Raw genomic sequence first — 24,852 nt, forward strand, 5'->3', positions numbered from 1 at the left:
CCCTCAGACAAGCTGGCGATAGTGATACTCTGCGACAAGGTTCATGCCGAGAGAGCGGTAGAGGGCGTTGGCCCCTTCGTTCGCCTTGGTGCAGATCACGCTAAGGGTCTGTGCGCCGTTGTCCATCGCCCAAAAGGCCGCGCCACGCATGGCCCATTGGCCCAGGCCCTGCCGGCGCTGGTGCGGCAGGATTTCCAGGGCATGCACCATTGCGGTTCCATCATGAATGGCGACAAAGCCGGTGCCGCCGGGCTTGTCGCGGTGGCGCATCAGCAGGCCGGTCTTTGGCCCTTTGGCGCGGTCCATCACGGCCAGCCGCGCGGGTCCGATGCCACCCTGCGCCCAGATCTCACGCATGATCGCCAGCGGTTCCCACAGGGTGAAGACGGTGACGCGGGGGATGGGGATATCGGTGAGGTGTTCGACCGGACAGGCATAGATATTGACCGGATCGAACTTTTCATAGCCGCGCGACGCCAGTTGCGCATCCAGCGCCTCGTCACCGGGACGCAGACAGAACAGGCGTTTTTGACCCAAAGTCTGCATCGCCGCCTCGGCTGCGTCGATATCGGCCTCGGTGACTTCGCCGATCCTGCTGGCCGCGGACACGCGCGAACCGGCCCCCTGCGCCTCGCGAAGCATGAATGGCCCCGACCGCGTGAATCGGACAGCGGGCCAGGTGCCGTCGACGACCTCCGCCCAGTTGATGCTCAAAGCTCAAGCTCCTGCGCCAGACGGGTCATCGCCGCGTCGACGCGTGCACCGTCGGTGCCCCGGATCACGATATTGGCGCCAAAGGCCCCGTTCACCTGGAACGGATAGCAGCCGATGGTCAGGTCGCCAAAGGCGTTGGCCAGTTGCGACAGCGTTTCGGCAATGTCGCCTTCGCCCCGGTCCACCCGCAGGGTCTGCGACAAGAGCGGCGCGCCACCGGTCAGCGTGGGCAGGACGCTGGCCACCATGGCCTGAAACACCAGCGGCACGCCCGCCATCACATGCACGTTGCCCAGCGTGAACCCCGGCGCGGTCGAAACCGGGTTGGCGATCAGCTCTGCCGTGTCCGGGATGCGCGCCATGCGCATGCGTGCGGCGTTGAGTTCCAGCCCGGTCTTTTCGTAATGCGCCTCAAGCAGGGCGCGGGCGTCGTCGCGCACATCGATGCCGACACCAAAGGCGCGGGCGATGCAATCGGCGGTGATATCGTCGTGGGTCGGGCCGATGCCACCGCTGGTGAAGACGTGGTCGAAGCTTTGCGACAACTGTTTGACGGCGGTTTCAATAGCTGCAGGGTCATCGCTGACCACACGCACCTCCTTCAGGTCGATGCCATGTTTTGTGAGTTCACCCGCCAGATAATGCATGTTGGCGTCGCGGGTGCGGCCCGACAAGATCTCGTCTCCGATCACGAGCATTGCAGCGGTTGGGTTGGGCATGGCACCCTCTCCTCTTGAATGACCTTCAGCGCAGGTATAGGCCCGGACCCATGCGCTTTGAAACCCCTCTTGTGCCCGCCCGCCTGATCCGCCGCTACAAACGCTTTCTGGCAGATTGCACGCTAGAGGACGGGCGCGAGGTGACCGCGCATTGCGCCAATCCAGGTTCGATGATGGGGCTGGCCGAGCCGGGCGTTAAGATCTGGCTGGAGCCGAATGACGATCCGAAAAAGAAGCTGAAGTTCGGCTGGCGGCTGGTCGATCACGAGAACGGGCATTTCACCGGGGTCGATACTTCGGTGCCGAACCGGGCGCTGAGGGCCGCGCTGGAAAGCGGTAGGGTGGCGGAACTGGCAGACTACCGCACAGTGCGGGCCGAGGTGAAATATGGGCAAAACAGCCGCATCGACTTTCTGCTGAGCCAGCCGGGTCTGCCAGACGCCTATGTCGAGGTCAAAAGCGTGACCCTGTCGCGCCATCCGCGACTGGCGGAGTTTCCCGACAGCGTGACCCAGCGCGGCACCAAACATCTGGGAGAGCTCGCGGCGATGGCGGCGCAGGGTCATCGCGCCGTGATGCTGTATTTGGTGCAACGCACCGATTGCGACAGCTTTGCTTTGGCGGCGGATATCGATCCGGCTTATGCGGCGACATTCGAGGCGGCGCGGGCGACCGGGGTCGAGCGGCTGGTATACGGCACCGAGATTTCTCCAAAAGGTGTCAGGGTGACCGATGCCTTGACCGGTTTGAGCGGACTTGCCTGAACCGAAAGGCGGTGCCGACGATGAGAAATTGGGTATAACAAATTTTGAAAAGCGGGTATATATAAGCTATCCAATTGCAGCTAGCATGGCGCCGATCCGACAACTCGTGCCCTCCGAAACCGGAGTGTCCAGCCAAGAGCGACGCCATGACCAAGATCGAAGATTATGCATTCCCCAAGGGGCTTGACCTGCTGCGCCGCTGGCAGGCGGAAGACCCGGACGCCAAGGCCGAAATGAAAAGGGTTTTTGATGCCGCGATTGCCGGGGACTTCGACGAGAACTTTGCCATCAAGGCCGATCCCGGCCGTGTCAACTGTGTCGCTTCGGTTCATATGCTGGCGCTGGCGGTTCTGAACGACCTCTATGGCATCGAAACCCGCGAATACTATCACGAAGACCCCTATCGTTACGTGCGCGCCAATCTTGCCGTGACCCGGCTGATGGGGGTGAACAAGTTCTACATCACCTGGGCGCTTTACGCCTGGACCTGCGAGCCGCTGGGCCAGACCATGATGTATCCCGACAAGTTCCCGCCGGGGGCCGATCCGGATGACATGCTGATCAACAAGGAAAACTGGCGTGATCTGAAAACGCCGGATTTCACCACGGGCGCGCCGCTGGCGATCACCAACATCCTGCGGGTGTTCCAGGAACTGACCGGGCTGCCACCGCTGCTGCAGATCTCGGCACCATACAGCCTTGCCGCGGACATTTACGGACAGGAGCCACTGCTGGCCGATGTGGTGCACGACCCCGATGAGGTGAACGCGCTGCTGGATCATCTGGGCGATGTGGTGCTGGGGCCGTGGATGGACCACCACGTTGCAACGTTTCCGACCGGCTGGATCGAGCTGTCCGATGCGTCGGGTTCGCCGTTTTTCATCGGGCCGGAGAATTGCAAGAACATGTCAATCCGGTCGATCCGGCACATGCTGCGCGACAAACCTTATGCGAACCGCGTGTTCGACAACAACTATCGCGGCGACCATGTGGCGATGGCGAAAAAGAAAGACCGCAGTTCGCGCCGCCGGGGTGGACGGGGTGGCGGCGACTCCGCAGCTCCCGAACTGGCCCCATCGGAGAATCCGGCGTTGCTGGACCTGACCGAAGCCAAGGTCAGCGTGAACCCGGTTTTCATCATGCGGCTGGCGGCGGATTTGGTCGACATCTCGTTCTATGAACAACAGGCGATCCAGCGGAACATGCCGCTGACCTCGGGTGTCGGCTCGCCACAGATCGACGCCAACAGCATCGAGGATCTGGACGCGGCCAAGCGGAACGCTCGCGAAATGGCGCGTTCGCATGTGGCGGCGATCCGGAATGTCTGCGCCAACGTGGATCTGCCAGAGGACAACCACGTCGGGCAGGCCTGGCCCAGCCATATCTATTTCGAGGACGTGAACCTGCATTCCCAGTTCGATCTGGTCGAGATCATTCTTGATGAGGTTTATGACTCGGAACCGATCAGGCGGCGCGAAGTCGCACCTGTCTGAGCGGTTCCCGACAGAGTTTTCCAAGGTTGAGCGGCGGGGCCGGTGAGGTTCCTCCCCTGAATGTTGCGCGAATTGTGTCAGGTCAAACGGACGCTAGGCTCAGTGGATGAGATAGCTTTGACCTGACGCTGGTTCGGGCGCTCTGGCGCGGGGGCGAACCGGGTCCCTCGTATCCGGACGGAGAGTGTGCAATCCGCCTGGTTGTCTCCTGATTGTCGCGAGACGCGGATTACACCGGGCGCAGATGGCCCCATTTTGCGGAAAACATTGCGACCCCGCGCCCTCTGGCACTTTCTGCGTAAGCAGCGTAAAGAGGGTTTCGCGTGCAACAATTGGAGCCCCGCACCGATGAAGGAACACCGTGGCCGCCTGACCAAGGATGGTATCCGTATCTATGAGACGTCCGACTTTGCCGGCATGCATGCGGCAGGGGCGGTTGCGGCCGGGATACTGGATGACATTGCCGCGCATGTCTTTCCCGGTCAGACCACGGGTGAAATCGACCGGGTCATTACCGAGATGGTCGAGAACGTCGGCGCGAAATCGGCCACCATCGGCTATAAGGGCTATCAGCACGCAAGCTGCATTTCGGTCAATCACGTGGTCTGCCACGGCATCCCCGGCGACAAGAAGCTCAAGGACGGCGATATTCTGAACATCGACGTGACCGTCATCGTGGATGGCTGGTTTGGCGACACCTCGCGCATGTATGTGGCCGGCAAACTGCCCCGCAAGGCGGAACGTTTGATCCAGGTGACCCATGATGCGCTGTTCAAGGGTATCGAGATGGTCCGACCGGGCAACACCTTTGGCGATATCGGCCATGCCATCCAGTCCTTTGTCGAGGCACACCGGATGAGCGTGGTTCGGGATTTCTGCGGTCACGGTCTGGGACAGGTGTTTCACGCGCCGCCGAACGTGCTGCATTATGGCCGCCCGGGCACCGGCGCCAAACTTGAAGAGGGCATGTTCTTCACCATCGAACCGATGGTCAATCTGGGCCGCCCCGAGACCAAGACACTGGCCGATGACTGGACAGCCGTCACCCGCGACAAGTCACTGTCGGCACAATTCGAACATTCGGTGGGTGTGACCGCCACCGGGGTCGAGATTTTCACCCTGTCACCGGGCGGCAAGTTCCACCCGACCTATTCGTCCAATTCGACGGCTTGATCGCGCAACAGTTTCAGCAGCATCGTTTCACGCCCCCACGGGGTGACGGCATCGTGGATGAACACGGATGAGCGCAGCGGTTTGCGCTCGGGTCCTTGGGTGGTCTCTGCATCCTGATTGAGTGCCCAGAACGGGGCGGTCAAGGCGTGGTCCATGAGGGCAATCTAGCACAATCGGTTCAAAAACCCAAAAGTGCAGGCACGTCGGCCATGTCATGGAAAACTTCGGCCCCCAATGCCGCAAGCGCTTTACCGTCGTCATGAGGCGCGAAGCCAAGGCAGCGCATGCCGGCGCGCGCGGCTGCGGTTACGCCGCTGCCGCTGTCCTCAATCACCACGCACTCATCTGCCTGCATCTGGAAACGGCTGGCTGCGGCCAGAAACAACCCAGGCTCCGGCTTCGAGACACCTAGTGTATGAGCCGAAAACATCGCGTCGGGATGAAATCGATCCCACAACCCGTTTTGGCCAAGGGTGATGCGCATCTTGTCCTCGCAGCCGTTGGAGGCAACGCAGCAAGAAATGTTGGCGGTATCCAAATATGCCAGCAGATCCGGGATGCCTGTGACCAGCGGCACTCCTTGGCGCAGGAAGGCATATTCCTGGGCATAGACTTGTTCGATCCAGTCCTCAGGCAGAATTGCGCCTAGGCTGAGGGCCTTTTCCTTCACACCGGCCATTGATAAGCCGACAAACATATCCATCGACTGTTCAGCCGTCATGGGTAATCCATGCCGTGTCAGATTGTCCGCCATAATCTGGTTCGAGGCAGGTTCGCTATCCACCAAAACACCATCGCAATCGAAAATCACAAGTTTATGCATTGCTTGTTCCCTTTTATCCCGTCTCGGGCGTAACAGCTGGGAGATCAGGTGCAATCGAACCGCGGGCGAAAAACCGCCCTGACTGTTTCAGGTTGAAATATCCTTCCACATCAACGTGATATGGGTATCTCCGTATTTCCGCGCGTCATGCAGTGTGAAGCCCTCGCGGGCCGTCATGGGCGCGTTTTCTTCCCAGACGACCAGTGCGCCATCGGCGATCCACCCCCCGACGACCGCGGCGGCAAGCGCCTTTTGGCCCAGCGCCTTGCCATAGGGCGGGTCGAGAAAGATCAGGTCATAAGGATCGCCCGGATTTTCCTGTAACCGGGTCGCATCGCGGCGGATCAGGTCGGTGCGGTCAGCGCTGCGGGTCAGGTCAATGTTCTTCCGGATCAGACCCTGTGCCACACGTCCATCATCTACGAAAGTCACATGCGCCGCGCCGCGCGACAGCGCCTCAAGCCCCAGTGCGCCGGTGCCTGCAAACAGGTCCAACACGCGCAGGCCGTCGAAATCAATCTGATGGGACAGCACGTTGAACAGGCTTTCGCGCACCCGGTCGGTGGTGGGGCGCAGATGCGCGCCCGCGTCGCCCTTGCCGACCGAGGCCAGTGCGCGGCCCCGGAATTCTCCGGCGATGATCCTCACGCTTTCAGAAGCGCTTTGAGGTCGGTTTCAGGGTCGGATACGGCAGCCGGATCGGCATTCTTGCCCATGTCGATCAGCCGCTTGCCGACCATATAGGCGCGCGGATCGTTCATCGCGTCCACGGCCACCAGTTGCCCGCCCTTGTAGTACCAGAACGAAGTGGTCAGCCCCTCGCCCTTGCGGGTCACCACCTGATCATAGCCGGTATTCAGCCCGGCAATCTGCAGTTTGACGTCGTATTGGTCCGACCAGAACCATGGCTGCGCGACATAGCCCTTGCCCGCGCCCAGCATGTTCTGGGCCACGACCTCGGCCTGATCGATGGCGTTGGGCACGCTTTCCAACCGGATGCGCTGCCCCTTGTAGGGAAACGAGGCGCAATCGCCCGCCGCCCAGATCGACGGATCGGAGGTGCGGCCCTGCGTGTCGGTCCTGATGCCGTTCTCGATCTCCAGCCCTGCCATTTCGGCCAGTTGCGTCGAGGGCGTGATGCCGACGCCAACAACCACGAAATCCACCACCAGCTCGGTCCCGTCACTGAGCACCGCGCCGGTCACGTTGCCACCTTCGCCGGTGATCCGCTCAAGCCCGACGCCTTCGCGGATATCAACGCCGTGACCACCATGCAGGGCGCGGAAATAGTCGCTGGTTTCCGGGGCCGCCACACGCTGCAGGATGCGGTCGGCCATTTCGACCAGTGTCACGCTGACCCCGCGCTTGGCGCAGACGGCCGCCGCCTCAAGCCCGATATAACCGCCGCCGACGATCAGCGCCCGTTTGCCCTGGATCACGGACGGGGCCATGGCATCGACATCGCCCAGATCGCGCACGACATGCACCCCCTGCAGATCGCCGCCGATGGCGGCGGGCAGGCGGCGCGGGTCAGAGCCGGTCGTCAGCGCCAACTGGTCGTACGAGATCACCTCGTCCCCAAGCGTCACGGTCTTGGCATTCGGGTCGATTCCGGTGACACGCTCGCCAAGGCGCAGGGTGATGTTTTGTTCGGCATAAAAACTTTCGGGCCGCAGGAACAACCGTTCCAGCTCCATCTCGCCCAGAAGATAGGCCTTGCTGAGCGGCGGGCGTTGATAGGGCAGGACCGGTTCGGCGCCGATCAGGGTGATTTCGCCGTCAAAACCCTGTTTGCGCAGCATTGCCACAAGGGACGATCCGGCCTGCCCCGCTCCGATCACTACAAAATGGCTCATGATCCTCCCGCCTTGTCGAATTTCCGTGGTCACATCTGGTTGCCCAGCTATATGCCTTTAGGGAACAATCCGTAAATCCATCAGATAGGAAACCGCAAGATGATTTCAGTTGGGGATACGCTTCCGGGCGCAAAACTCATCCATATGACCGACAAGGGGCCGCAAGAAGTCCAGCTTGCCGAAAAGCTGTCGGGGCGCAAGGTGGTGATCGTTGCGGTGCCTGCCGCGTTTTCGGGGCTGTGCGATCAGGTTCATCTGCCCAGCTTCATCCGGACCAAGGCGCAATTCGACGACAGGGGTGTGGATGAAATCATCTGCCTGGCGGTCAACGATCCGTTCGTGATGAAGGCGTGGGGAGAGTCCACCGGCGCGAGTGAAGCCGGGATCACCATGCTGGCCGATGCCGATGGCGGTTTTACCAAGGCGATCGGGATGGATTTCGACGCTCCGGTGGTGGGTCTGTATGGCCGGTCGACCCGCTATGCCATGCTGGTCGAAGATGGAACTGTTCGGGTGCTCAACACCGAATCCGAACACGGTGTCTGCGACCGTACGGCGGGCGAAGGGTTGCTCGAAGCGATCTGAGCGTTGCGGCCCCTGCCAATCGCCGGGGCCAATCTTTGCCTGTTATCTGCAAACCCCTCAAATTGCTTGAGACCGTCCCGAAATGCTCCGATACTCGGGTTAGCGACATCGGGAGCTGAACTCATGAAAACAAAGTTATTTGTCACGGCCATTTTAACCGGCGGGCTTGTAGCCGCCTGCGCACCCGCGCCCACGCCTCAGGCTCAGGCCGCCCGGCAGCACGAGATCGCCTGCCTGAGCGGAACGCTGGGCGGCGCGCTGATCGGTGGTGCCATCGGCAATCAGTTCGGAGGTGGCTCGGGCAAGACCATCCTGACCGCAGCGGGCGCTGCAGCCGGCGGCGCATCCGGGCAAAGATACTCGTGCTGAGGAGAGATTTGAGATGAAACAGGGATTTGCAGCCTTGGTGGCCCTGATGCTGGCGTCAACCGCGATGGCGGATCAGGTGGCCGAACTCAACGAGGCCGAACTGAACGCGATAGACGCAAACAACGACGGGTTTCTGTCAAAGGATGAGTTCAACGCTTTTGCGGACTATGCCTTTCAGGCGATGGACGAAAACCGCGATGGCACGCTGACGGCAGCGGAAACGCGGCCGCATTTCGCGATCGGGCATTTTTCTGCCATGGACAAGAACGGCGACAACTTGGTGTCCTCGGGCGAGTTTTCGGATCAGATGTCACAGGATTTCCTGTCTGCGGATCAGGATCAGAACGGCAGCCTTGACTGACGGCGGCGAGCGGCGGCACGAGAGGTCTCGCCGCCATGTGATTTCGATGTGATCGGGTTCGCCCTATCTGATGGTTTAGAGAAACCAATCAGGGTGCATCATGACATATCGTATTTCAAAAATCGCCGCCGCCGCGCTTGTGGCAATGACGCCGTTGATGGCCGATGTCGCCCATGCGGATGCCAAAGGCATCTTGCCAGTCGATGGCAACAAAATCTGTCAGGGCAACCAGTGCCTGCGTGTCGATGCCAACACCGGGCGCATGCAGCTGGCCGGGCGCAAGTCGGTCGCCATTCCGGCGGGCATCGACGTCAGCAGCGGCAATGTCACGCAAGCGGAGTTCCGGCAGATGCTGCAGGTCGCAGGCCTTGCATCCGGTTACGGCGCTGGCCGCCGCTGATACTTACAGCAGGGCGTCCATTTTCCGGGCAAGCTTGGCGTCGAGGGAGCTAAGTCCCTCGACATCATGTGTCGACAGAACCACCTCGACCGTTTTGTAGACATTCCGCCATTCGGGGTGGTGATTCCATTTCTCGGCCCAGATCGCGGCACGCGTCATCCAGCCGAATGCCTCGACAAAATTGTCGAAGATGAACGTCTTGGTGATCGCGTCGCGATCTTCGGTCATGGTCCAGCCGTTCTTGAACAGCGGATCCAACAGCGGGCCTCGGGCTTCTTTGGACAAAAGTTCGGTCATTGCTGTTCCTCCGGGTTCGACTTCCTGAACGGGCCATAGTCGGTCAGGATCTCGATCTCTTCGCCGACCGCCTCGCTTTCCGCCTCAAGATACCGGTCCACGGCTTTTGCGAAACCGGGATCTGCAATCCAGTGCAGACTGTGCGTCCGGGTCGGCAGATATCCGCGCGCAAGCTTGTGTTCGCCCTGCGCGCCGGCCTCGACCCGTTTCAGCCGATTGGCGATGGCGAAATCGATGGCCCTATAATAGCACAGTTCGAAATGCAGAAAGGGATGATGTTCGGTACAGCCCCAGTAGCGGCCGAACAGGGTGTCGCGGCCAACGAAATTCAGCGCTGCCGCCACGGGGTACCCGTTGCGCTCGGCCAGAACCAAGGCGACATCATCTGTCATCGTGTCTTGCACGTGATCGAAAAAGGTGCGCGTCAGATAGGGCGAACCCCACTTGCGTGACCCGGTATCCTGATAGAAGGTCCAGAAGGCATCCCAGTGCTCCGGGCGCAAATCCGGGCCGGTCAGAGTTCGGATCGTGCCGCCGAATTCGCAGGCCTGTGCGCGCTCCTTGCGGATATTCTTGCGTTTGCGTGACGATAGCGCGGCAAGAAACTCGTCAAAGTCCCCGTAATCGTCATTCAGCCAGTGAAACTGTTGCGACATCCGATGCATGAGCCCCATTTCGGTGCCGGCCTCGGCCTCGGTTTTGGTGCAAAAGGTGACATGCAGGGACGAGACCCGATTTTCGGCGGCCAGTTGAACCGCGCCCTGCACCAGCGCCGACATTCCGATCGTGTCGTATCCCGGACGGACAAGGAACCTGCGACCCGTGGCCGGGGTAAACGGCACCGCGATCTGAAGCTTGGGGTAATAGTGACCCCCCGCCCGCTCGTAAGCATGCGCCCAGCTGTGGTCGAAGATGTATTCTCCCTGGCTGTGCGACTTGGCATACATCGGCGCGGCACCGATCATCATGCCGTCGAGATGGGCGGTCAGGTATTGCGGCTGCCAGCCGGTGCCACGCCCGACAGAGCCGCTTTGTTCCAGCGCCAGAAGGAAACGATGCGTAGTGAACGGATCGACCGGGCGGCCGCCATCGGTGGTTTCAGGACAGGCGCAGCTATCCCATTCATGGGCCGCAATCTGGGTCAGTGACCCGAGAACCCGAACTTCGATCTGTGCCTGATCCATAGAACCTCCGCCCCTTTGTTATCTGTGGTCGTGCGGCAGGGGATCAAGCAGGATGTTCGGCCAGGTACCCTTCGAAGGTGATATTGTCGACAACCTTGCGCGCCTCGGCCTCTTGCTCTGCCGAGCGCACCGTCCAGCACAGGATCGGCACGCCCTGAGCCTTCAACTCGGCCACGCGCGCGCGGCTCAGGTCTTCGACCTCGTGGCTGATGAATGATGCGCGTACTCGGTCGAAATCCGGGATATCTCGCAAATGGTTGCAGATCTGTTCCGACAGCGGCCAGTCGGCCGGATCATAGGCGCTGGTGACGATGCCGCGGGGAATCCTGGGGGCAAGACGCGCCAGTTCCGCCACGCTGTTGGGGTTGAACGACATCAGCGCCACCGGGCCGTCATAAGTGGCCAGCGCCCGAACCGCCGCCTGTTCCAGCGGGCCGATGCCGGTGCCCATGGCCCCGTCCTGATCCTTGAACTCGATCAGCAGCGGCACCCGCCCCGCGACGATTTCCAGCACTTCGGCCAGTGAAGGGATGCCTTCGCCCTCGGAGTGCAGCAATCGCACGTCTGACGCCTGGGACGCCGTGAGTTGCCGGATCGGGCCGGGCTGACCGGTCAACCGGCGCAGGTCATAGTCGTGAAATACCATCGCCTGACCGTCAGATGTCATCTGCAGGTCGATTTCGATTCCGTATCCGGCCTTGATCGCTGCCCGGATGGCGGCGCGGCTGTTTTCGGGGCGAGCGTTGGTCGAATCATGAAGCGCCCGATGTGCGATCGGGCGCTTGAGAAAATCAGGCGGCAAGGATGGCGTCATCGAATTTCGAAGATTCCTTCGATTTCGACGGCAACACCCAGCGGCAGGGCGGCGGCGCCCACAGCAGAGCGGGAATGACGCCCTGCTTCGCCCAGCGCTTCGCCCAAGAAATCCGAGGCGCCGTTGATCACCTGCGGTTGCGCGGTGAAATCGCCGGTCGAATTCACGAATCCGGTCAGCTTGACCACTCGCACCAGACGCTCGATATCGCCGTCGCAGGCGGCCTTGACCTGCGCCAGCAGGTTGATGGCACAGACCTTGGCTGCTGCTGCCCCGGCCTCGATTTCCATGTCGGCACCCAGCTTTCCGGTGATCAGCCCGTTTTCGTCCTTGGAAATCTGCCCCGATACGTAAAGCAGATTGTCCACCCGCACGAACGGCACATAGTTGGCCGCCGGAGCGGGCGCGTCGGGCAGAGAAACGCCCAGGCTTTCGAGTTTTGCTGCGATGCTCATGAATCGCTTCCTCCAGTTTCCGAGTCCGGCGGACGCTAACCGGGAACATCCAGCACGAAAAGCCCGAAACTCGCCTTCTTGCGGTCCAATTGCGCCAATACCATGCATTGCGCAGCGGGCGATACGCCGAAAACCACCCAATTCCCAAGCAAACGTGACCGACACTTTACGTTCCGCTGTACCGGCGCTAGATGCTTTGATGTTTCAATTCCGTGCCGTGTCCACTATGTGTCACCCAAATTGCGTCGCTCAGGTTGACGACCGTTTGAAAAACCAGTTTTGCCAGGCCTCGCCGTCGTGGAGTACAGAATAACCGTGTTGACCCGCCTGATTTCCAAATTCCCGTTTATTCTCGTGGCGGCAGTCGGTCTGACGGCCTGTGCCAAGGCGCCGGACGAGGCTGCGACGCGCAATGGCATTCATGATCCGTACGAAAATACCAACAGGTCGATTCATGAATTCAACCGGGGTGTCGACAGGTTCTTTTTCCGCCCGGCATCCAAGGGCTATGTCACGATCATACCCGAGCCGATGGTGACCAGCTTCAACTCGTTTGCGGAAAACCTGTCGATGCCGAGCAACGCGGTGGATTTCCTGCTGCAGGGCAAACCCAAGGAATCCGGCATCGCGTTGTTGCGGTTCCTGATCAACTCGACCGTGGGTTTCGCGGGTCTGGCCGACCCTGCCAGCGATTTCAAGATCCCGCGTGTGGACACCGATTTTGGCGAAACCCTGCATGTCTGGGGCTTTGGCGAGGGTGCTTACGTTGAACTGCCGCTTTATGGCCCCTCGACAACACGCGACGCGGTGGGCGTGGTGGTCAACCTGTTCACCAACCCGATTGATTTCGCGCCGACCCGGCCCGCCGACAATCTTGGGCTATATGCCGAGGTGGTCCGCCGCATGGGGGATCGCGGGCGGTATTCGGACACGGTCGACTCGATCCTGTATGAAAGCGCGGACAGCTATGCGCAGGCGCGCCTGATTTATCTGCAGAACCGCCGCTTCGAACTGGCAACCGACGACGAAGATGCCTATCTGGGCCTTTACACCGATCCCTATTCCGAAATCGGGCCAGACCCGTCGGACCCGACACTGGACCCTTATGAGGACCCCTATGCCGAATAACTGGATGAACCGCCGCGCTTTCCTCACGTCCGCCGTCGCAGGCCTTGGAATGGCCGCGATGCCGCTGCCCGCATTGGCCCTGACCGAAGCGGGGGCAATGCAGTTGGTCAACAGCGTCGTGACCGAAATCAACAGCGTGATCGACTCGGGCAAGTCCGAGCAGGCGATGCTGCGCGATTTCGAGAAGATCTTTGTGCAATATGGCGACGTGCCGATCATGGCGCGCTATGCGCTGGGGGCAGATGCGCGCAGCGCAAGCCCGGCGCAGCTGAAAAAGTTCACCCAGGCGTTTCAGGGCTATATCTCGCGCAAATACGGTCGCCGCTTCCGCGAATTCATCGGCGGTGAAGTGACCGTCAAGAGCGCCCGCAAGATCAAGGCGGGATACGAGGTGCGCAGCACCGTCAAGCTGCGGGGCGAAGCGCCGTTCGAGGTGACGTTCCTTGTCTCGGACAAATCGGGGCGCGACAAGTTCTTCAACATGTTCATCGAGGGCGTCAACGTTCTGTTGACCGAACGCACCGAGATCGGTGCGATGCTGGATGCGCGCAAGGGCAATCTGGATCAACTGATCCGGGATCTGAATTCCGCCGGATAAGGGCAATCCAATCCGAAAAGCCCGAAACCCCGCGCGCCTGGTCAGGCCGTGATCCGGTTTTCAGACCCTGATCGAAACCATTGCACACAACCCCCAGCCGACCTCGCCCCGAGACGGCCTATCTCGTCGATGAAACCAGTGTGAACGCGTAGGTGCCAACGAATTTAGTCTGCGAGTCACACAACCAACTCTGACAGTTTCCGGCGCAATCCAAACACCAAATCAGGATTTCGATTGACAGCCGCGCACAAGAAAAACCCGCGCCATTGGCGCGGGCTGCCGAAGTTTCCGGGAGGGAGACATTACCAGTCCATAGGACCTTTTTCGGCGAAGGCGTCGACGAGGAAGTCGATGAAGGCCCGCACTTTCGGCTGCGTGAACCGGCCGGGCGGGTAGACGGCGTAAATCCCCTGCACCTCATCGGGCAGCGAGGGCATGGCATCCTCGACCAGCCCCTGTTTCAGCGCGTCCGAATACAGGTAGCTGGGCAGATAGGCGATCCCCAGCCCCGAAATCGCGGCATTCAATAGCGACTGACCGTCGTTCACACTCAGCCACCCTGCGGTGCGAACCTGCCGTTTTTCCCCCGACGGCGCGGTCAGTTTCCAGACATTGCCTGACGACTGGCTGGAATAATGCAAAAGTTTGTGTTCGTTCAGATCGTCGATCTTGGCGGGGCGGCCATATTGTTCGATATACCTTGGCGACGCGACCATGCGCTTGGTGGTTTCGGTCAGCTTGCGCGCCCGCAGCGTGCTGTCTTCCAGCTCTCCGATCCGAACCGCAACGTCGAACCCTTCCGAGATCAGTTCGACATAGCGGTTGTTCAGCACCATGTTGACGGTGATGTCCGGAAAGCTGGCCAGAAAACTCGACAATACCGGCGACAGGTGATTGACACCGAAATCCGTCGCCACGCTGATCCGCAGCAACCCCGAAGGCGCCGACTGCATCGACGTGACCAGCGCATCGGCCTCGCCCGCATCGTTCAGAACCCGGCGGGCGCGGTCATAATAGGCCAGCCCGATTTCCGTCGGCGACACCCGGCGCGTGGTTCGGTTCAACAGCCGCGCGCCCAGCCGCGCTTCCAGGCTGGAGACATGTTTGGAAACAGCCGATTTGGAGATGCCCATTTTCTTGGCGGCATCGGTAAATCCCCCCTGATCCACCACATTGGCAAAAGCTTCCATTTCGGTGAGTCGATCCATACCGCTACCCCAAGTCTTCGTTCTTTCGTTCCGTTCTGACGCCAAATCTGGGCGAGATCAGGGCGACGAAGGGATAATATCGCGAATTTCACACGGATCGTCGTGAATGCGGAAACCCTCGAATTTGACGGATCACATCCGGTTTCACGGAAAATTCAGAACGATTGTGGCTGTTTTGCGGCTGAAACGGTCTATCTGCTGGCTTGTTTTGATTTTGAGCCCAAGAGGTAAACCATGAAGCTCCTTGTTGCGTCCATTTCGGCCGGTCTGATGGCAACTGCAGTACTTGCCGGCGGCGACACGCCGTCAAACCCTGATGCGTCGGTCTATTTCGCGAACCTGTCCGACGGCGATGCTGTAACCTCTCCGGTCACGGTCGTTTTCGGCCTGAACGGCATGGGCGTCGCCCCGGCCGGAACCGAGGCCGACAATACCGGCCACCACCACCTGCTGATCGACCGCCCGCGTTTTGGCGAGGGCGAGGACGGGGCCGAGGAACTGACCTATGGCCTTCCGGTTGATGATCACCACCGCCATTTCGGCGGCGGCCAGACCCAGGTGACCATCGACCTGCCACCGGGGGACCACACCCTGCAACTGGTGCTAGGCGACCACTCTCACGTCCCCCACGCCACCCCGATCATGTCCGAGGTCATCACCATCACGGTCGAATAACCGGTAGAATCGCCAGCTTTCCTTGACGCTGGGAATGCCCGGTTCCAAACAACGCATCCGGGCTTTGCCCTGACCTCTCCGGCGCATGGATAAGTGAGGTTCCGCTGTGCCGGGCGGAGCAGTTGTTGAAATTGTCAATCTCGATGTCCGCTTTTTTCAAGTCGTCAACTCATAGGCCCATGACAGTACCAGCTATATGCACCAAAGAGACTAACCACCTTCAAGCATGTTGTGTCGTAGGTAATCGTCTCGATTCTGTCGGGTTTCGTCATGTAACTCCCCAGTCACCAGCCGATAGAACAGCCCTTTCAGTGTGGCATTCAGGGGCCAAATATCACCTATGCTGAAGAACGGTATTGGTTCCGCGCCGTACTTGCTATCAGTGTGAAAGTTGCGCACTCGGTCAGAGTAGTAATCCTCAAAGAATTTTCGCTGGGTGTACGGCACACCATAAATCTCATCCATGTACGCTTGGGCATCATACGAACTAGGGTTTTTGGCCCCCAAGGTTTTCAGTTGCCGCAATATCCTGCTGTAAGCCGCGTCCAATGCAATCGTGCGCGGCGGCAGAGCGTGGAAAATCCGAAACGGGAACGTCGGTCTGCATGAGCCGCAGCAAACTGCGGACAAAGCCCTGCGTTTGGCGAAGGGGTAAGCCGAACACGACGCGCAGGGTCAGGCAGGTCTCAATTGCCAGATCAGAGTAGTGTCGCTGACCACCACGTTTCCCTGACCTTGGCGCGCACCACCCGGATACCGCATCCTCGCTGAACCAGACCGTATCATCACCACGCTGGCGAAGCGCCTCGTTGTACTCAGGCCAATTCGTGACCCGGTACTTGGCCTTCTCAAATTTATCCCGCCGCGACGCATTGAATTTGAAAGGCATCCCGCCATCCCGTCGTTAAACCAAGAAACTGGCTACGCTGATGAAACGATCCGTGCAACACAGTCGTTCGCAAGGAAGTGCCCGGCCATGTTGCCGATCGCCCGCAGGCCGCGATCTGGCGCGAGGCGATTAGCCTGGTCGTCTCGGGCGTTGCCTCGGTCGAGGATGTGGACAAGGCGGTCTGGGCCAGGCCGGGACTAAGATGGGCGGCGATGGGGCCGACCATGCTGTTCAACCTTGGCTCCGGCGAGGGCGGCCTCAGATCGTTCTGCGACCATTTCGCGGACACGTTCAACGGTTGGTGGGATGATCTGGGCCAGATCTATCTGACGCAGGACGTAGCCCGGCAATTGACCGAAGGTGTCGAAGCCGAAGCCCGGGGCATGACACCTGCCGAGCTGTCGCAACAGCGGGATGCGTTGATCGTCGCCATGCAAAAGGCCATCGCGGGGTTGCGCTGAAAAACCGGCGGCGCTTGCCTGATCGTCACGCAAAGCTCCCCTGACAGAACCAGCCCGGAGACATGGCTCCGCCGTGGCCATAGAACAGCCACAGCCGGTCGCCCTGTTCGGTCACCACCACCCAATAGTCGCGCACGCCGCTACGCCAATCGGGGTCGTCCAGCCACCATTCCGGCGCGATGCGCTCGGGGCCGGTGGCCTGAGCCAGTTGCCAGTCCCGCCCGCGCCAACGAAACCGGTCGGGTATGGTGGGGCCGTCCGGGGCCGTCACCGGTTCGGGGCGCCACATCAGCAGGGGGCGCGGGCGCGGGGGGGAGGGCCAGTCGCGCGCGGGTTCGGACCAGGCCGCAGCAAGGATCTGGGCGGATTTCTCGGGGATGTGGGACGAGGCAGGGTGGCGGCGGGTGATCGTCTCCAGCCCCACCCGCGCGCCCAGCTTGGCCGTAAGGTCATCGACTGCGGTGTTGCCCGCCAGCCGGTCGCGCACGGCGCGGTTGGCCTCGGCATGGCCGGTGACGGTGCGGGCATGGACCGGTTCGGTCTGGACCGCCTCTAGCCGCAGCATGTCGATGCCATACCCCGCGTCGATCCGATCGACCTTCATCTCGAGCAGGGGGCGGATACGGTGCGGGTCGAAACCGGGCCGCGCCAGCCCGATCTCGACGATTTCGGCGGCCTGATCGGTGCGGTGCGCCTCGAGCCGCAGACCACGCAGGCCGCGCCCCTTTTCCTCGAGCCGGGTGCAGAGCACAGGCAGCATCCGGTCGATGGCGGCCATGACATCCTCGTGCAGCCCGATCGGATTGGGCAGGGTCATCCGCACCGCGAAATGATGCGCCGGACGGGCGGGCGAGACCGGTTCGGGCGCGCTGCCCATGGCCTGATCCAGCCGCAGCACCAGCCCCCGCCCGAACCGCCGCGCAAGGCTGGCGCGGGGCTGGCCCAGCAGATCGCCGATCCGGCGCAGGCCCAGACGGTTCAGTTGGGCGACGGTCTGATCCTCCAGCCTGAGCGCGGCCACCGGCAACGGGCTGAGCGCACCATAACTTTGCCCCGGCGGCGCGATCCGGGCACCGCCGCTTGACGCCGACACCTGCGGCGCGGCGCCACCGCGCGTCCAGTGCCGCCGTTTTCCGGCGCGGGCGCGGGTGGCGCGGGCCTCCTGGCTGATGGCGTCGCCGTTGCGGTTCGACGCGACCTGCTGCCCCGCATACCGCGCCAGAGCCCAGGCCGCGCCCAGCGTGTCGGCGATACCCGTTTGTACACCCAGCCCCATATCGGCGCAGTCGGTTTCGATGACGTCCAGCAGCGCCTGTTCACCTCCGAACAGTTGCGCACAGCCCGACAGGTCGATGACCAGCCCGTCGGGCGGTTCTTCGGCCACCCAGGGGCTGAACTTTCCCGCCCAGCGCCGGAGCGCGGCCAGAAACGCGGCCTCGGCGGGCGCATTGCGGGGGCGGGTGATCAGGACCGCGCACATGGCATGGGCGTCACGCACCGGCTGTCCCACATGCAGACCGGCGGCCTGCCCTTCGGCATTGAGCGAGGTGATGACCTGCATGTTCGCCTGTTCGGCCACCACGGCCAAGGGGCCGGATTGCAGACCGCGCGCGGCGCGCACCAGCCGTTCCGCCCCAAGGCGGGGGAACCAAAGCGAAAGTATTCGGCGTCTGGACATCCGGGCAACAACAAATGTTCTTTATTTGTTCTTATCCGGGAATCACCCACCGAGTCGAGAGGGGCCTAGCCGCAGGTCAGCCGCTGAATGATACCGCTGTCATCCACAAAAACATTCAACCGGTCGATGCGGTAATCCTGCGTGGCGATGCTGTCGGGCTCCAGCACCCGCGCCTTGTCCGGCAGGCTGGCCTGAATGCCGGATACCGGTTGCCCTACGGCGCCGGCAAAAGCTTCCCCGTCGCAAAAGGTCAAATCGACCGGGGCCGGTTCTGGTGCAGGGCCGGGGTCACCCGTATCCACGGGTTCGGTTCCTCCGCACGCGGCCAGCAGAGGTAAAACCATGAGAAATCGGTACATTGGCGCTCCTTCACGCGGTGATGTCGGTTCTGTGTGATCTTATTGCAAACCGGCCTGCGATGAAACGAGTGTTGAAGAATCCCTGTAATTGACGCAGGGTCGTGCGAAATTAACAGGGAGAAATTGCATCATGCGTACCCGTGCCGCTGTTGCCCTTCAGGCGGGCAAACCCTTGGAAGTGATGGACGTGAACCTCGAAGGACCCAAAGCGGGCGAGGTACTGGTCGAAATCAAGGCCACCGGCATCTGCCACACCGACGAGTTCACCCTGTCGGGCGCTGACCCCGAAGGCCTGTTCCCGGCCATTCTGGGCCACGAAGGCGCGGGCGTGGTGGTCGAGGTCGGCCCAGGCGTGACCAGCCTGAAGCCGGGCGATCACGTGATCCCGCTTTACACGCCGGAATGTCGCGAGTGCGAATACTGCCTGCATCCCAAGACCAACCTGTGTCAGGCGATCCGGACGACCCAGGGTCAGGGCCTGATGCCCGACGGCACCTCGCGCTTTTCGACGCTGGATGGCGATCCGATCCTGCATTACATGGGCTGCTCGACCTTCTCGAACCACACGGTGCTGCCTGAAATCGCGCTGGCCAAGGTGCGCGAGGACGCGCCGTTCGACAAGATCTGCTATATCGGCTGCGGCGTGACCACCGGCATCGGCGCGGTAATCAACACGGCCAAGGTGGAAATCGGCAGCCGCGCCATCGTGTTCGGTCTGGGCGGGATCGGCCTGAACGTCATTCAGGGCCTGCGTCTGGCCGGAGCAGACCAGATCGTCGGCGTCGACCTGAACCCCGCCAAGGTGGAAATGGCCACCAAATTCGGCATGACCGACTTTGTGAACCCGTCCGAGGTTGAAGGTGATCTGGTGCCCTATCTGGTCAACCTGACCAAGGGCGGTGCGGATTATACGTTTGATGCCACCGGCAACGTTGGTGTGATGCGCGCGGCGCTCGAGTCTGCGCACAAGGGCTGGGGTGAATCGATCATCATCGGCGTGGCGCCTGCGGGGGCCGAAATCTCGACCCGCCCGTTCCAGCTGGTCACCGGCCGTTCGTGGCGCGGCACCGCGTTCGGCGGCGCGCGAGGCCGTACCGACGTGCCCAAGATCGTCGACTGGTACATGGAAGGCAAGATCGAGATCGACCCGATGATTACCCACACCATGGGTCTGGACGACATCAACAAGGGCTTTGATCTGATGCATGCCGGCGAAAGCATCCGGAGTGTCGTGATTTATTGATCCCGCTTCGGGCGGGTGGTGAGGCGGGCGGAAACTTTCGCCCGCCTCTATTAATGGGAAAAATCACTCTTAACTCTAAACCATTGGTTGATCTGGGGAATTGAAGTGATTGAAAAACGAAGTGACCGACTGGCTGTACTGATAGACGCCGACAACATCGCCGCTAAACACGCGCAAGCCATCTTTGACGAGGTCGCTTCCCTCGGCGAAGCCAGCATCCGACGGATTTATGGAGATTTCTCCAACGGATCGCCACAGGGTTGGGACAAGGAAACGCTGGCGCAGCATGCCATCGTTCCACACCAGCAGTTCGCCAATACGACTGGCAAGAATTCCAGCGACATCGCACTCGTCATTGATGCGATGGACATATTGCACTCTGCCCGATTTGACGGTTTTGTGCTGATCTCTTCCGACAGCGATTTCACTCGCTTGGCGAGCCGCATCCGGGAACAAGGTCTGAGTGTCATCGGAATAGGAATGAGGAAGACGCCCGCAGCATTTGTCGCGGCATGCAAACGCTTCATCTATATCGAGAACCTGGAGCCAAATGTCGCGCCCGAGGCCGCAAACGATAAATCTTTGGCGCAGAAACCGGACTTGAACAAAGCTTATCAACTTATACGAAATGTCGTGCTCAACACGAAGGAGCCGGATGGTTGGGCAAGTCTGAGCTATGTCGGCAGCGAGCTGGGCAAGCGCTATCCCGATTTCGACGCGCGCACCTTTGGTTTCAAAAGATTAAGCGACCTAGTACGCGCAATCGGTCGTTTCCAGGAAACTGGGGACAACGGTGGTTTCAAAATCAAGACGCGCGATGACTGACGCTCTTTGTCCAAGCGCACGCCTCAAGACAGCGTAATCGACAAGATCCCCAGCGCGATCAGGCTGGCCCAGCCGATGCGGTGCAGAAAGCGGGGCTCTTTCAGGATTACAGCGGCAAGGACCACCGAAACCGGAATCGACGCCTGCCGTACCGCGCTGACCGACGCGGCCTCGGCCCCAAGCTGAAAGGCGGTCAGGATGAACAGGTAGGACAGATAGGACGCGATCCCGGCAAAAATGATACGTCCCGGCGCCAGCGTCCAGCCGCGCACGACCCCCAGAAACGGGGCCGACAGGCGGCGATCTTCCCACGCCCTGATACCGGCAAGCAGTGGCGTCACCAGAACATAGGTATAAAACAGGAAAGGCGCCGGGTCGGCCTGTCGCATTGCATTGGCATCGCTCAACGAATAGGCCGCAGAACCCAGCATCGCCATGACCGCCAGCGCGAACGCCTTGTGATCGTGCAGCAAACCGCCCGGCGATTTCTGGATCATCAGGCTGCCCAGCAGAACCAGCGCGATCCCCAGCAGGGTAAGCCACGAGTATTGCTGATCCAGCGCCAGCCAGCTGAAAGCGACAATGGCGATCGGCGAGGATCGGATGATCGGGTAATAGACCGACAGGTTTCCACGCCGCAGGGCCGACAGGGTGCCGTAGTAATACAATGTCAGCCCAAGGGCCGAAATCACCACAAAGGGCCAGGTTTCGCGCGGCAGACTCAGGTCTTGCCCGGTCGCAAGCGTATGAACCGCCGCCAGGATCACCCACGTCGACGACACCCCGACATAGCACGACACCGGATGCGCCGCCCCCTTCAGTGTCAGGTCCCGCAGCGGGTGAGTCACCGCCGAGATCAGGACAAGGGCAATCAAGTACAGCTCCATACCTCAGGTCTGGTGCAGGGGGTTGCGCTGCAGGAAAGTGTTGAAATGCACCGTCAACTGGTCATCCCCGATCTGCACCACACCATAGGCCGGAGGCTCGTCACAGAATGCACCGTCGACGCTGGCCGCGTTCAGCGGGATCTGGTGGTTGAGGCTGGGCAAGCTGGTGAATGGGATACCACGCCAGTTCACATAGGTCATGCGATGCACATGGCCAAAAAACACGTGCCGGATGTTGCGCCCGTGCTTAAGGGTTTCGGCAAACGCGTCGGCCTCGACCAGCCGGATTTCGTCCACAAAAGGGATGCCAATGTCGAAGGGCGGGTGATGCAGGAACAGATAGGTGGGTTTGTTCCCGGCTTGGGCAAGTTGCGCCTTCAGCCAGTCCAGACGGTCGGGGCAAAGCTGCCCTTCATGCACGCCCTGCCCGTTCTTGGTGGAGTCGAGGAACAGGAAAACACCCTGGTCTGTCTCGTGCCGGTGCTGGACAAAGCCGTTGGCGTCCTTGGGATGGTCGGGGAAAACCGATTGGAACACAGCCCGATCGTCATGATTGCCGATCAGCAGAAAGCAGGGCAGCGGGAAAGCAGCCAAACGCGCCTTGAGCGCCTCATAGGCCTCGGCCTCGGCAAATTCGGCCAGGTCGCCCGAAATCACGCAAAAGGCAGCATCGGCGTGCCACTGTTCGATGTCGTTTAGACAGGCGTCCAGCCGTTCGGAAGGCACACCGCCGTTCAACGGGCCGTCCCCGCGAACAAGATGGATGTCCGTGATATGAATGAACTTCATCCGCATATTTCCCTATGATCTGCATACTGGACATTGACGATATCCAACTGTCGCACAAGGCTTGACAACCAGTTCGGTGACCTTCTCGCCTGAACGCGACATGTTTCACGGGTTCGGTTTGGCTTTGACGACCGGCGTCATGTCCGGCGCGACCGAGAGAACACCTGAGGTATCTGGTTCTCGATGATAGAATGGCCGCTCAGACCATTACCTTTTACAGTGAGAATGCTGGAAGCGGAGGTCGAAATCGCGGCGAAGATGCATACGATCTTTCCAAGCCTCCACGGATCAAAAGCTAAACAGGCGGGATTGACCAACTGGTAATGCAGATCAATTGAGGATGGCGACGTATTTCAAGACGCTTTTTTCGCCCCATACCGAGCCATGAAGGTATCGACAGCCTGCAGGGCTACCTCGTCGATCTCTTCCTGCGAAAAACGGCTCTGGATGCCAAAGGCCGCGCGCATCCACAAGCGGGTTTTGCACAGTTCCGAAAACTGCTCGGCGGCGATCTGGACGTCGTCGATCACCAGTTCTCCCTTGGCGACGGCCTTTTCCAGATATTCGGTCATCTGGCGTTGGCCGTTCTCGGGACCGGCCGCATAGAAAGCCTGTCCAAGCTCGGGGAAACGATCCCGTTCGGCCATGCAGATGCGGAACACCTTCTGCGCGAAATCCGACACCAGAAACCCGGTCAACTGCGTGGCCGCGATAGTCAGGACCTCGCGTGCTGGCTTTGATTCGTCGATCATCGACAGAATGCGTTCGGACATCAGGCGGCACTCGGTCTGCGCCACCTCCATGAACAAAAGCCGCTTGTCGGGGAAATAGCTGTAAAGCGTCGCCTTGGAAACGCCCGCCACGCGCGCAATGTCATCTACGCTGGCGCCTTCGAACCCGTCCGCCATGAAAACCTCGCGCGCGCCTTGCAGGACCTGATCGAATTTTCGACCGGTGCGAAGGATTGCGGCGCTCTGAGTCATGGTGTCCCCTGCGATATTCGGTCTATCAAATGTATAAACCGTTCAGTTCAGTTTCAACGATTCGCGGAAGCAGTTGCATGATCTAGCGCAATTACTATCTTAGAACCGTTCTAATAATGAGGCAGGCAATGCGATTTCTTACTCAGCGCAAACACTTCCGCGACCTGTCCGAGCAAGAGGTCATCGCGCTGGCCATTTCGTCGGAAGAGGACGATGCGCGCATCTATCGATCCTATGCCGAGATGCTGCGCGGCGACTATCCGGCGACCGCCAAGATATTCGACGGGATGGCGGCGGAGGAAGACCAGCACCGTGCCCGCCTGATCGCCCTGCATGAGTCGCGGTTCGGCCCGGTAATCCCGCTGATCCGGCGTGAACACGTGGCGGGATATTATGCGCGCCGCCCCGTCTGGCTGGTAGAGAATTTGGGTATCGACCGTATCCGGACCGAGGCCGAAGCGATGGAGCGTGACGCCGAGCGGTTCTATCTGGCTGCGGCAAAACGCACGTCGGATGCCGCAACCCGCAAGCTTCTGGGCGATCTGGCGGCGGCAGAGGCCGGGCACCAGGCCACCGCGTCGGAACTGGAGCAAACGCATCTGGATGACGAAATCCGCGCAACCGAGGATGCAACCGCGCACCGGCAATTCGTTCTGACCTGGGTGCAGCCGGGTTTGGCCGGGTTGATGGACGGGTCTGTGTCGACGCTGGCCCCCATCTTTGCCACCGCGTTTGCCACCCAGGATACGTGGACCACGTTTCTGGTCGGCGTCGCTGCCTCGGTCGGGGCGGGTATTTCGATGGGCTTTACCGAAGCAGCCTCGGACGATGGGGAATTGTCGGGGCGCGGGTCTCCGGTGAAACGCGGCCTTGCCTCGGGCGTCATGACCACGTTGGGCGGATTGGGTCACGCTCTGCCCTATCTGATTCCCGAATTCTGGACCGCGACAACCATCGCTGTGATTATCGTGTTCTTTGAGCTGTGGGCAATTGCGTGGATTCAGAACAGGTATATGGAAACGCCTTTCTTCCGTGCGGCGTTCCAGGTGGTTCTGGGTGGTGCACTGGTTCTGGCCGCCGGTATCCTGATCGGCAGCGGGTGACGCACGGACTTGTTAATCG

At 60.7% G+C, this 24,852-nt stretch carries 30 protein-coding genes and 1 pseudogene; 14 read left to right on the forward strand and 17 right to left on the reverse strand.

The window, feature by feature from the left end; translation table 11 throughout:
* Nucleotides 1-3: 3 nt before the first annotated feature.
* Both AC2FLX_RS10565 and AC2FLX_RS10570 read right to left on the reverse strand, forming a co-directional pair.
* On the reverse strand, nucleotides 4-714 hold the full coding sequence (locus AC2FLX_RS10565; protein WP_480748497.1) for a GNAT family N-acetyltransferase: 711 nt from the start codon (nucleotides 712-714) through the stop codon (nucleotides 4-6).
* Complete coding sequence (locus AC2FLX_RS10570; RefSeq protein WP_480748496.1) at nucleotides 711-1,433, reverse strand: competence/damage-inducible protein A; 723 nt, start codon at nucleotides 1,431-1,433, stop codon at nucleotides 711-713. Before AC2FLX_RS10570 ends, AC2FLX_RS10565 begins: the two co-directional genes overlap by 4 nt.
* Before the next feature lie 50 nt (nucleotides 1,434-1,483).
* On the opposite strand from AC2FLX_RS10570, the gene sfsA reads away from it, so the two are divergent.
* From sfsA to map, 3 genes are all read left to right on the forward strand, one after another.
* Complete coding sequence (gene sfsA / locus AC2FLX_RS10575) at nucleotides 1,484-2,197, forward strand: DNA/RNA nuclease SfsA (RefSeq protein ID WP_480748495.1); 714 nt, start codon at nucleotides 1,484-1,486, stop codon at nucleotides 2,195-2,197.
* A 146-nt stretch (nucleotides 2,198-2,343) separates the two neighbouring features.
* Nucleotides 2,344-3,690 (forward strand): uroporphyrinogen decarboxylase family protein, encoded by a 1,347-nt coding sequence (locus AC2FLX_RS10580; RefSeq protein ID WP_496811094.1) that lies wholly within the window; start codon nucleotides 2,344-2,346, stop codon nucleotides 3,688-3,690.
* A 348-nt stretch (nucleotides 3,691-4,038) separates the two neighbouring features.
* Nucleotides 4,039-4,863 carry a type I methionyl aminopeptidase gene (gene map, locus AC2FLX_RS10585; RefSeq protein ID WP_480748493.1) on the forward strand — a complete coding sequence of 275 codons (825 nt, stop codon included), beginning with the start codon at nucleotides 4,039-4,041 and terminating at the stop codon, nucleotides 4,861-4,863.
* Here the strand turns inward: map and AC2FLX_RS10590 are convergent.
* The 4 genes from AC2FLX_RS10590 to AC2FLX_RS10605 form a co-directional block, all read right to left on the reverse strand.
* Complete coding sequence (locus AC2FLX_RS10590; RefSeq protein WP_480748492.1) at nucleotides 4,839-5,018, reverse strand: hypothetical protein; 180 nt, start codon at nucleotides 5,016-5,018, stop codon at nucleotides 4,839-4,841. The genes map and AC2FLX_RS10590 overlap by 25 nt on opposite strands.
* Before the next feature lie 23 nt (nucleotides 5,019-5,041).
* Entirely contained in the window at nucleotides 5,042-5,686 is a 645-nt protein-coding gene (locus AC2FLX_RS10595; RefSeq protein WP_496811093.1) for an HAD family hydrolase, read from the reverse strand.
* Between the two features lie 87 nt (nucleotides 5,687-5,773).
* Nucleotides 5,774-6,334 carry a 16S rRNA (guanine(966)-N(2))-methyltransferase RsmD gene (gene rsmD / locus AC2FLX_RS10600; RefSeq protein WP_496811092.1) on the reverse strand — a complete coding sequence of 187 codons (561 nt, stop codon included), beginning with the start codon at nucleotides 6,332-6,334 and terminating at the stop codon, nucleotides 5,774-5,776.
* Nucleotides 6,331-7,542, reverse strand: a complete 1,212-nt coding sequence (locus AC2FLX_RS10605) for an NAD(P)/FAD-dependent oxidoreductase (protein WP_496811091.1) — start codon at nucleotides 7,540-7,542, stop codon at nucleotides 6,331-6,333. Before AC2FLX_RS10605 ends, rsmD begins: the two co-directional genes overlap by 4 nt.
* A 99-nt stretch (nucleotides 7,543-7,641) precedes the next feature.
* On the opposite strand from AC2FLX_RS10605, the gene AC2FLX_RS10610 reads away from it, so the two are divergent.
* The 4 genes from AC2FLX_RS10610 to AC2FLX_RS10625 all read left to right on the forward strand — a co-directional run bounded on the left by AC2FLX_RS10610 (nucleotide 7,642) and on the right by AC2FLX_RS10625 (nucleotide 9,257).
* Complete coding sequence (locus tag AC2FLX_RS10610) at nucleotides 7,642-8,127, forward strand: peroxiredoxin (RefSeq protein WP_480748488.1); 486 nt, start codon at nucleotides 7,642-7,644, stop codon at nucleotides 8,125-8,127.
* Nucleotides 8,128-8,250: 123 nt separating this feature from the next.
* A complete protein-coding gene (locus AC2FLX_RS10615) occupies nucleotides 8,251-8,496 on the forward strand; it encodes a glycine zipper 2TM domain-containing protein (RefSeq protein ID WP_480748487.1) in 246 nt (81 codons plus the stop codon).
* Nucleotides 8,497-8,509: 13 nt separating this feature from the next.
* A complete protein-coding gene (locus AC2FLX_RS10620; protein ID WP_496811090.1) occupies nucleotides 8,510-8,857 on the forward strand; it encodes an EF-hand domain-containing protein in 348 nt (115 codons plus the stop codon).
* Nucleotides 8,858-8,957: 100 nt separating this feature from the next.
* Entirely contained in the window at nucleotides 8,958-9,257 is a 300-nt protein-coding gene (locus tag AC2FLX_RS10625) for a hypothetical protein (protein WP_496811089.1), read from the forward strand.
* Nucleotides 9,258-9,260: 3 nt separating this feature from the next.
* Here AC2FLX_RS10625 and AC2FLX_RS10630 read toward each other — a convergent pair whose 3' ends face one another.
* The 4 genes from AC2FLX_RS10630 to AC2FLX_RS10645 are packed head-to-tail and all read right to left on the reverse strand — an operon-like array spanning nucleotide 9,261 to nucleotide 12,007.
* A complete protein-coding gene (locus tag AC2FLX_RS10630) occupies nucleotides 9,261-9,554 on the reverse strand; it encodes a 4a-hydroxytetrahydrobiopterin dehydratase (protein WP_480748484.1) in 294 nt (97 codons plus the stop codon).
* Nucleotides 9,551-10,738 carry a GNAT family N-acetyltransferase gene (locus tag AC2FLX_RS10635; RefSeq protein ID WP_480748483.1) on the reverse strand — a complete coding sequence of 396 codons (1,188 nt, stop codon included), beginning with the start codon at nucleotides 10,736-10,738 and terminating at the stop codon, nucleotides 9,551-9,553. The genes AC2FLX_RS10630 and AC2FLX_RS10635 overlap by 4 nt, the downstream gene beginning before the upstream one ends.
* A 43-nt stretch (nucleotides 10,739-10,781) precedes the next feature.
* Nucleotides 10,782-11,552: a glycerophosphodiester phosphodiesterase family protein gene (locus AC2FLX_RS10640; RefSeq protein WP_496744315.1), complete on the reverse strand. Its 771-nt coding sequence runs from the start codon at nucleotides 11,550-11,552 to the stop codon at nucleotides 10,782-10,784.
* Nucleotides 11,549-12,007, reverse strand: a complete 459-nt coding sequence (locus tag AC2FLX_RS10645) for a RidA family protein (protein WP_480748481.1) — start codon at nucleotides 12,005-12,007, stop codon at nucleotides 11,549-11,551. The genes AC2FLX_RS10640 and AC2FLX_RS10645 overlap by 4 nt, the downstream gene beginning before the upstream one ends.
* Before the next feature lie 318 nt (nucleotides 12,008-12,325).
* On the opposite strand from AC2FLX_RS10645, the gene AC2FLX_RS10650 reads away from it, so the two are divergent.
* On the forward strand, nucleotides 12,326-13,135 hold the full coding sequence (locus tag AC2FLX_RS10650; protein WP_480748480.1) for an MlaA family lipoprotein: 810 nt from the start codon (nucleotides 12,326-12,328) through the stop codon (nucleotides 13,133-13,135).
* Nucleotides 13,125-13,733 (forward strand): MlaC/ttg2D family ABC transporter substrate-binding protein, encoded by a 609-nt coding sequence (locus AC2FLX_RS10655; RefSeq protein ID WP_480748479.1) that lies wholly within the window; start codon nucleotides 13,125-13,127, stop codon nucleotides 13,731-13,733. Before AC2FLX_RS10650 ends, AC2FLX_RS10655 begins: the two co-directional genes overlap by 11 nt.
* A gap of 302 nt (nucleotides 13,734-14,035) precedes the next feature.
* Here AC2FLX_RS10655 and AC2FLX_RS10660 read toward each other — a convergent pair whose 3' ends face one another.
* Nucleotides 14,036-14,941: a LysR family transcriptional regulator gene (locus AC2FLX_RS10660; protein WP_496811088.1), complete on the reverse strand. Its 906-nt coding sequence runs from the start codon at nucleotides 14,939-14,941 to the stop codon at nucleotides 14,036-14,038.
* 234 nt (nucleotides 14,942-15,175) lie between these two features.
* On the opposite strand from AC2FLX_RS10660, the gene AC2FLX_RS10665 reads away from it, so the two are divergent.
* Nucleotides 15,176-15,616, forward strand: coding sequence for a DUF4399 domain-containing protein (locus tag AC2FLX_RS10665; RefSeq protein ID WP_496744312.1), 441 nt, complete (start codon nucleotides 15,176-15,178; stop codon nucleotides 15,614-15,616).
* A 551-nt stretch (nucleotides 15,617-16,167) separates the two neighbouring features.
* Here AC2FLX_RS10665 and AC2FLX_RS10670 read toward each other — a convergent pair.
* Nucleotides 16,168-16,505: pseudogene (locus AC2FLX_RS10670) on the reverse strand (transposase); the annotation flags it as partial.
* A gap of 77 nt (nucleotides 16,506-16,582) precedes the next feature.
* On the opposite strand from AC2FLX_RS10670, the gene AC2FLX_RS10675 reads away from it, so the two are divergent.
* On the forward strand, nucleotides 16,583-16,966 hold the full coding sequence (locus tag AC2FLX_RS10675) for a 3-hydroxyacyl-CoA dehydrogenase family protein (RefSeq protein ID WP_496811087.1): 384 nt from the start codon (nucleotides 16,583-16,585) through the stop codon (nucleotides 16,964-16,966).
* Nucleotides 16,967-16,991: 25 nt separating this feature from the next.
* Here the strand turns inward: AC2FLX_RS10675 and AC2FLX_RS10680 are convergent, their stop codons facing one another.
* Together AC2FLX_RS10680 and AC2FLX_RS10685 are read right to left on the reverse strand one after the other, a co-directional pair.
* Nucleotides 16,992-18,644, reverse strand: coding sequence for a Y-family DNA polymerase (locus AC2FLX_RS10680; protein WP_496811086.1), 1,653 nt, complete (start codon nucleotides 18,642-18,644; stop codon nucleotides 16,992-16,994).
* A 65-nt stretch (nucleotides 18,645-18,709) separates the two neighbouring features.
* Nucleotides 18,710-19,003 (reverse strand): I78 family peptidase inhibitor, encoded by a 294-nt coding sequence (locus AC2FLX_RS10685; protein ID WP_496811085.1) that lies wholly within the window; start codon nucleotides 19,001-19,003, stop codon nucleotides 18,710-18,712.
* Nucleotides 19,004-19,133: 130 nt separating this feature from the next.
* Between AC2FLX_RS10685 and AC2FLX_RS10690 the strand changes: the two genes are divergently transcribed.
* Together AC2FLX_RS10690 and AC2FLX_RS10695 are read left to right on the forward strand one after the other, a co-directional pair.
* Nucleotides 19,134-20,246 carry an S-(hydroxymethyl)glutathione dehydrogenase/class III alcohol dehydrogenase gene (locus tag AC2FLX_RS10690; RefSeq protein ID WP_480748472.1) on the forward strand — a complete coding sequence of 371 codons (1,113 nt, stop codon included), beginning with the start codon at nucleotides 19,134-19,136 and terminating at the stop codon, nucleotides 20,244-20,246.
* 108 nt (nucleotides 20,247-20,354) lie between these two features.
* Nucleotides 20,355-21,071, forward strand: coding sequence for an NYN domain-containing protein (locus AC2FLX_RS10695; RefSeq protein ID WP_496744358.1), 717 nt, complete (start codon nucleotides 20,355-20,357; stop codon nucleotides 21,069-21,071).
* Between the two features lie 23 nt (nucleotides 21,072-21,094).
* On the opposite strand, the gene AC2FLX_RS10700 is transcribed toward AC2FLX_RS10695, so the two are convergent.
* The 3 genes from AC2FLX_RS10700 to AC2FLX_RS10710 all read right to left on the reverse strand — a co-directional run bounded on the left by AC2FLX_RS10700 (nucleotide 21,095) and on the right by AC2FLX_RS10710 (nucleotide 23,730).
* Nucleotides 21,095-21,958, reverse strand: coding sequence for an EamA family transporter (locus AC2FLX_RS10700; protein WP_496811168.1), 864 nt, complete (start codon nucleotides 21,956-21,958; stop codon nucleotides 21,095-21,097).
* A gap of 3 nt (nucleotides 21,959-21,961) precedes the next feature.
* Nucleotides 21,962-22,747, reverse strand: a complete 786-nt coding sequence (locus AC2FLX_RS10705) for a phosphodiesterase (RefSeq protein ID WP_496811169.1) — start codon at nucleotides 22,745-22,747, stop codon at nucleotides 21,962-21,964.
* A 353-nt stretch (nucleotides 22,748-23,100) separates the two neighbouring features.
* Entirely contained in the window at nucleotides 23,101-23,730 is a 630-nt protein-coding gene (locus AC2FLX_RS10710; RefSeq protein ID WP_480748469.1) for a TetR/AcrR family transcriptional regulator, read from the reverse strand.
* Nucleotides 23,731-23,858: 128 nt separating this feature from the next.
* On the opposite strand from AC2FLX_RS10710, the gene mbfA reads away from it, so the two are divergent.
* Complete coding sequence (mbfA, locus tag AC2FLX_RS10715; RefSeq protein WP_480748468.1) at nucleotides 23,859-24,833, forward strand: iron exporter MbfA; 975 nt, start codon at nucleotides 23,859-23,861, stop codon at nucleotides 24,831-24,833.
* Nucleotides 24,834-24,852 lie beyond the last annotated feature (19 nt).

This window comes from Ruegeria sp. YKSF57, from assembly GCF_059612585.1.

Excerpts from the sequence above, each read along its gene's own strand:
- AC2FLX_RS10660 (WP_496811088.1), bottom strand. The coding sequence starts at position 14,941 with ATGGATCGACTCACCGAAATGGAAGCTTTTGCCAATGTGGTGGATCAG.
- AC2FLX_RS10700 (WP_496811168.1), bottom strand. The coding sequence starts at position 21,958 with ATGGAGCTGTACTTGATTGCCCTTGTCCTGATCTCGGCGGTGACTCAC.
- AC2FLX_RS10635 (WP_480748483.1), bottom strand. The coding sequence starts at position 10,738 with ATGGATCAGGCACAGATCGAAGTTCGGGTTCTCGGGTCACTGACCCAG.
- sfsA (WP_480748495.1), top strand. The coding sequence starts at position 1,484 with ATGCGCTTTGAAACCCCTCTTGTGCCCGCCCGCCTGATCCGCCGCTAC.
- AC2FLX_RS10655 (WP_480748479.1), top strand. The coding sequence starts at position 13,125 with ATGCCGAATAACTGGATGAACCGCCGCGCTTTCCTCACGTCCGCCGTC.
- AC2FLX_RS10590 (WP_480748492.1), bottom strand. The coding sequence starts at position 5,018 with ATGGACCACGCCTTGACCGCCCCGTTCTGGGCACTCAATCAGGATGCA.
- AC2FLX_RS10690 (WP_480748472.1), top strand. The coding sequence starts at position 19,134 with ATGCGTACCCGTGCCGCTGTTGCCCTTCAGGCGGGCAAACCCTTGGAA.
- AC2FLX_RS10580 (WP_496811094.1), top strand. The coding sequence starts at position 2,344 with ATGACCAAGATCGAAGATTATGCATTCCCCAAGGGGCTTGACCTGCTG.
- AC2FLX_RS10680 (WP_496811086.1), bottom strand. The coding sequence starts at position 18,644 with ATGTCCAGACGCCGAATACTTTCGCTTTGGTTCCCCCGCCTTGGGGCG.
- mbfA (WP_480748468.1), top strand. The coding sequence starts at position 23,859 with ATGCGATTTCTTACTCAGCGCAAACACTTCCGCGACCTGTCCGAGCAA.
- AC2FLX_RS10705 (WP_496811169.1), bottom strand. The coding sequence starts at position 22,747 with ATGAAGTTCATTCATATCACGGACATCCATCTTGTTCGCGGGGACGGC.
- AC2FLX_RS10605 (WP_496811091.1), bottom strand. The coding sequence starts at position 7,542 with ATGAGCCATTTTGTAGTGATCGGAGCGGGGCAGGCCGGATCGTCCCTT.
- AC2FLX_RS10615 (WP_480748487.1), top strand. The coding sequence starts at position 8,251 with ATGAAAACAAAGTTATTTGTCACGGCCATTTTAACCGGCGGGCTTGTA.
- AC2FLX_RS10610 (WP_480748488.1), top strand. The coding sequence starts at position 7,642 with ATGATTTCAGTTGGGGATACGCTTCCGGGCGCAAAACTCATCCATATG.
- AC2FLX_RS10645 (WP_480748481.1), bottom strand. The coding sequence starts at position 12,007 with ATGAGCATCGCAGCAAAACTCGAAAGCCTGGGCGTTTCTCTGCCCGAC.
- AC2FLX_RS10665 (WP_496744312.1), top strand. The coding sequence starts at position 15,176 with ATGAAGCTCCTTGTTGCGTCCATTTCGGCCGGTCTGATGGCAACTGCA.
- AC2FLX_RS10640 (WP_496744315.1), bottom strand. The coding sequence starts at position 11,552 with ATGACGCCATCCTTGCCGCCTGATTTTCTCAAGCGCCCGATCGCACAT.
- AC2FLX_RS10595 (WP_496811093.1), bottom strand. The coding sequence starts at position 5,686 with ATGCATAAACTTGTGATTTTCGATTGCGATGGTGTTTTGGTGGATAGC.
- AC2FLX_RS10630 (WP_480748484.1), bottom strand. The coding sequence starts at position 9,554 with ATGACCGAACTTTTGTCCAAAGAAGCCCGAGGCCCGCTGTTGGATCCG.
- AC2FLX_RS10710 (WP_480748469.1), bottom strand. The coding sequence starts at position 23,730 with ATGACTCAGAGCGCCGCAATCCTTCGCACCGGTCGAAAATTCGATCAG.
- AC2FLX_RS10685 (WP_496811085.1), bottom strand. The coding sequence starts at position 19,003 with ATGTACCGATTTCTCATGGTTTTACCTCTGCTGGCCGCGTGCGGAGGA.
- map (WP_480748493.1), top strand. The coding sequence starts at position 4,039 with ATGAAGGAACACCGTGGCCGCCTGACCAAGGATGGTATCCGTATCTAT.
- AC2FLX_RS10620 (WP_496811090.1), top strand. The coding sequence starts at position 8,510 with ATGAAACAGGGATTTGCAGCCTTGGTGGCCCTGATGCTGGCGTCAACC.
- AC2FLX_RS10570 (WP_480748496.1), bottom strand. The coding sequence starts at position 1,433 with ATGCCCAACCCAACCGCTGCAATGCTCGTGATCGGAGACGAGATCTTG.
- AC2FLX_RS10625 (WP_496811089.1), top strand. The coding sequence starts at position 8,958 with ATGACATATCGTATTTCAAAAATCGCCGCCGCCGCGCTTGTGGCAATG.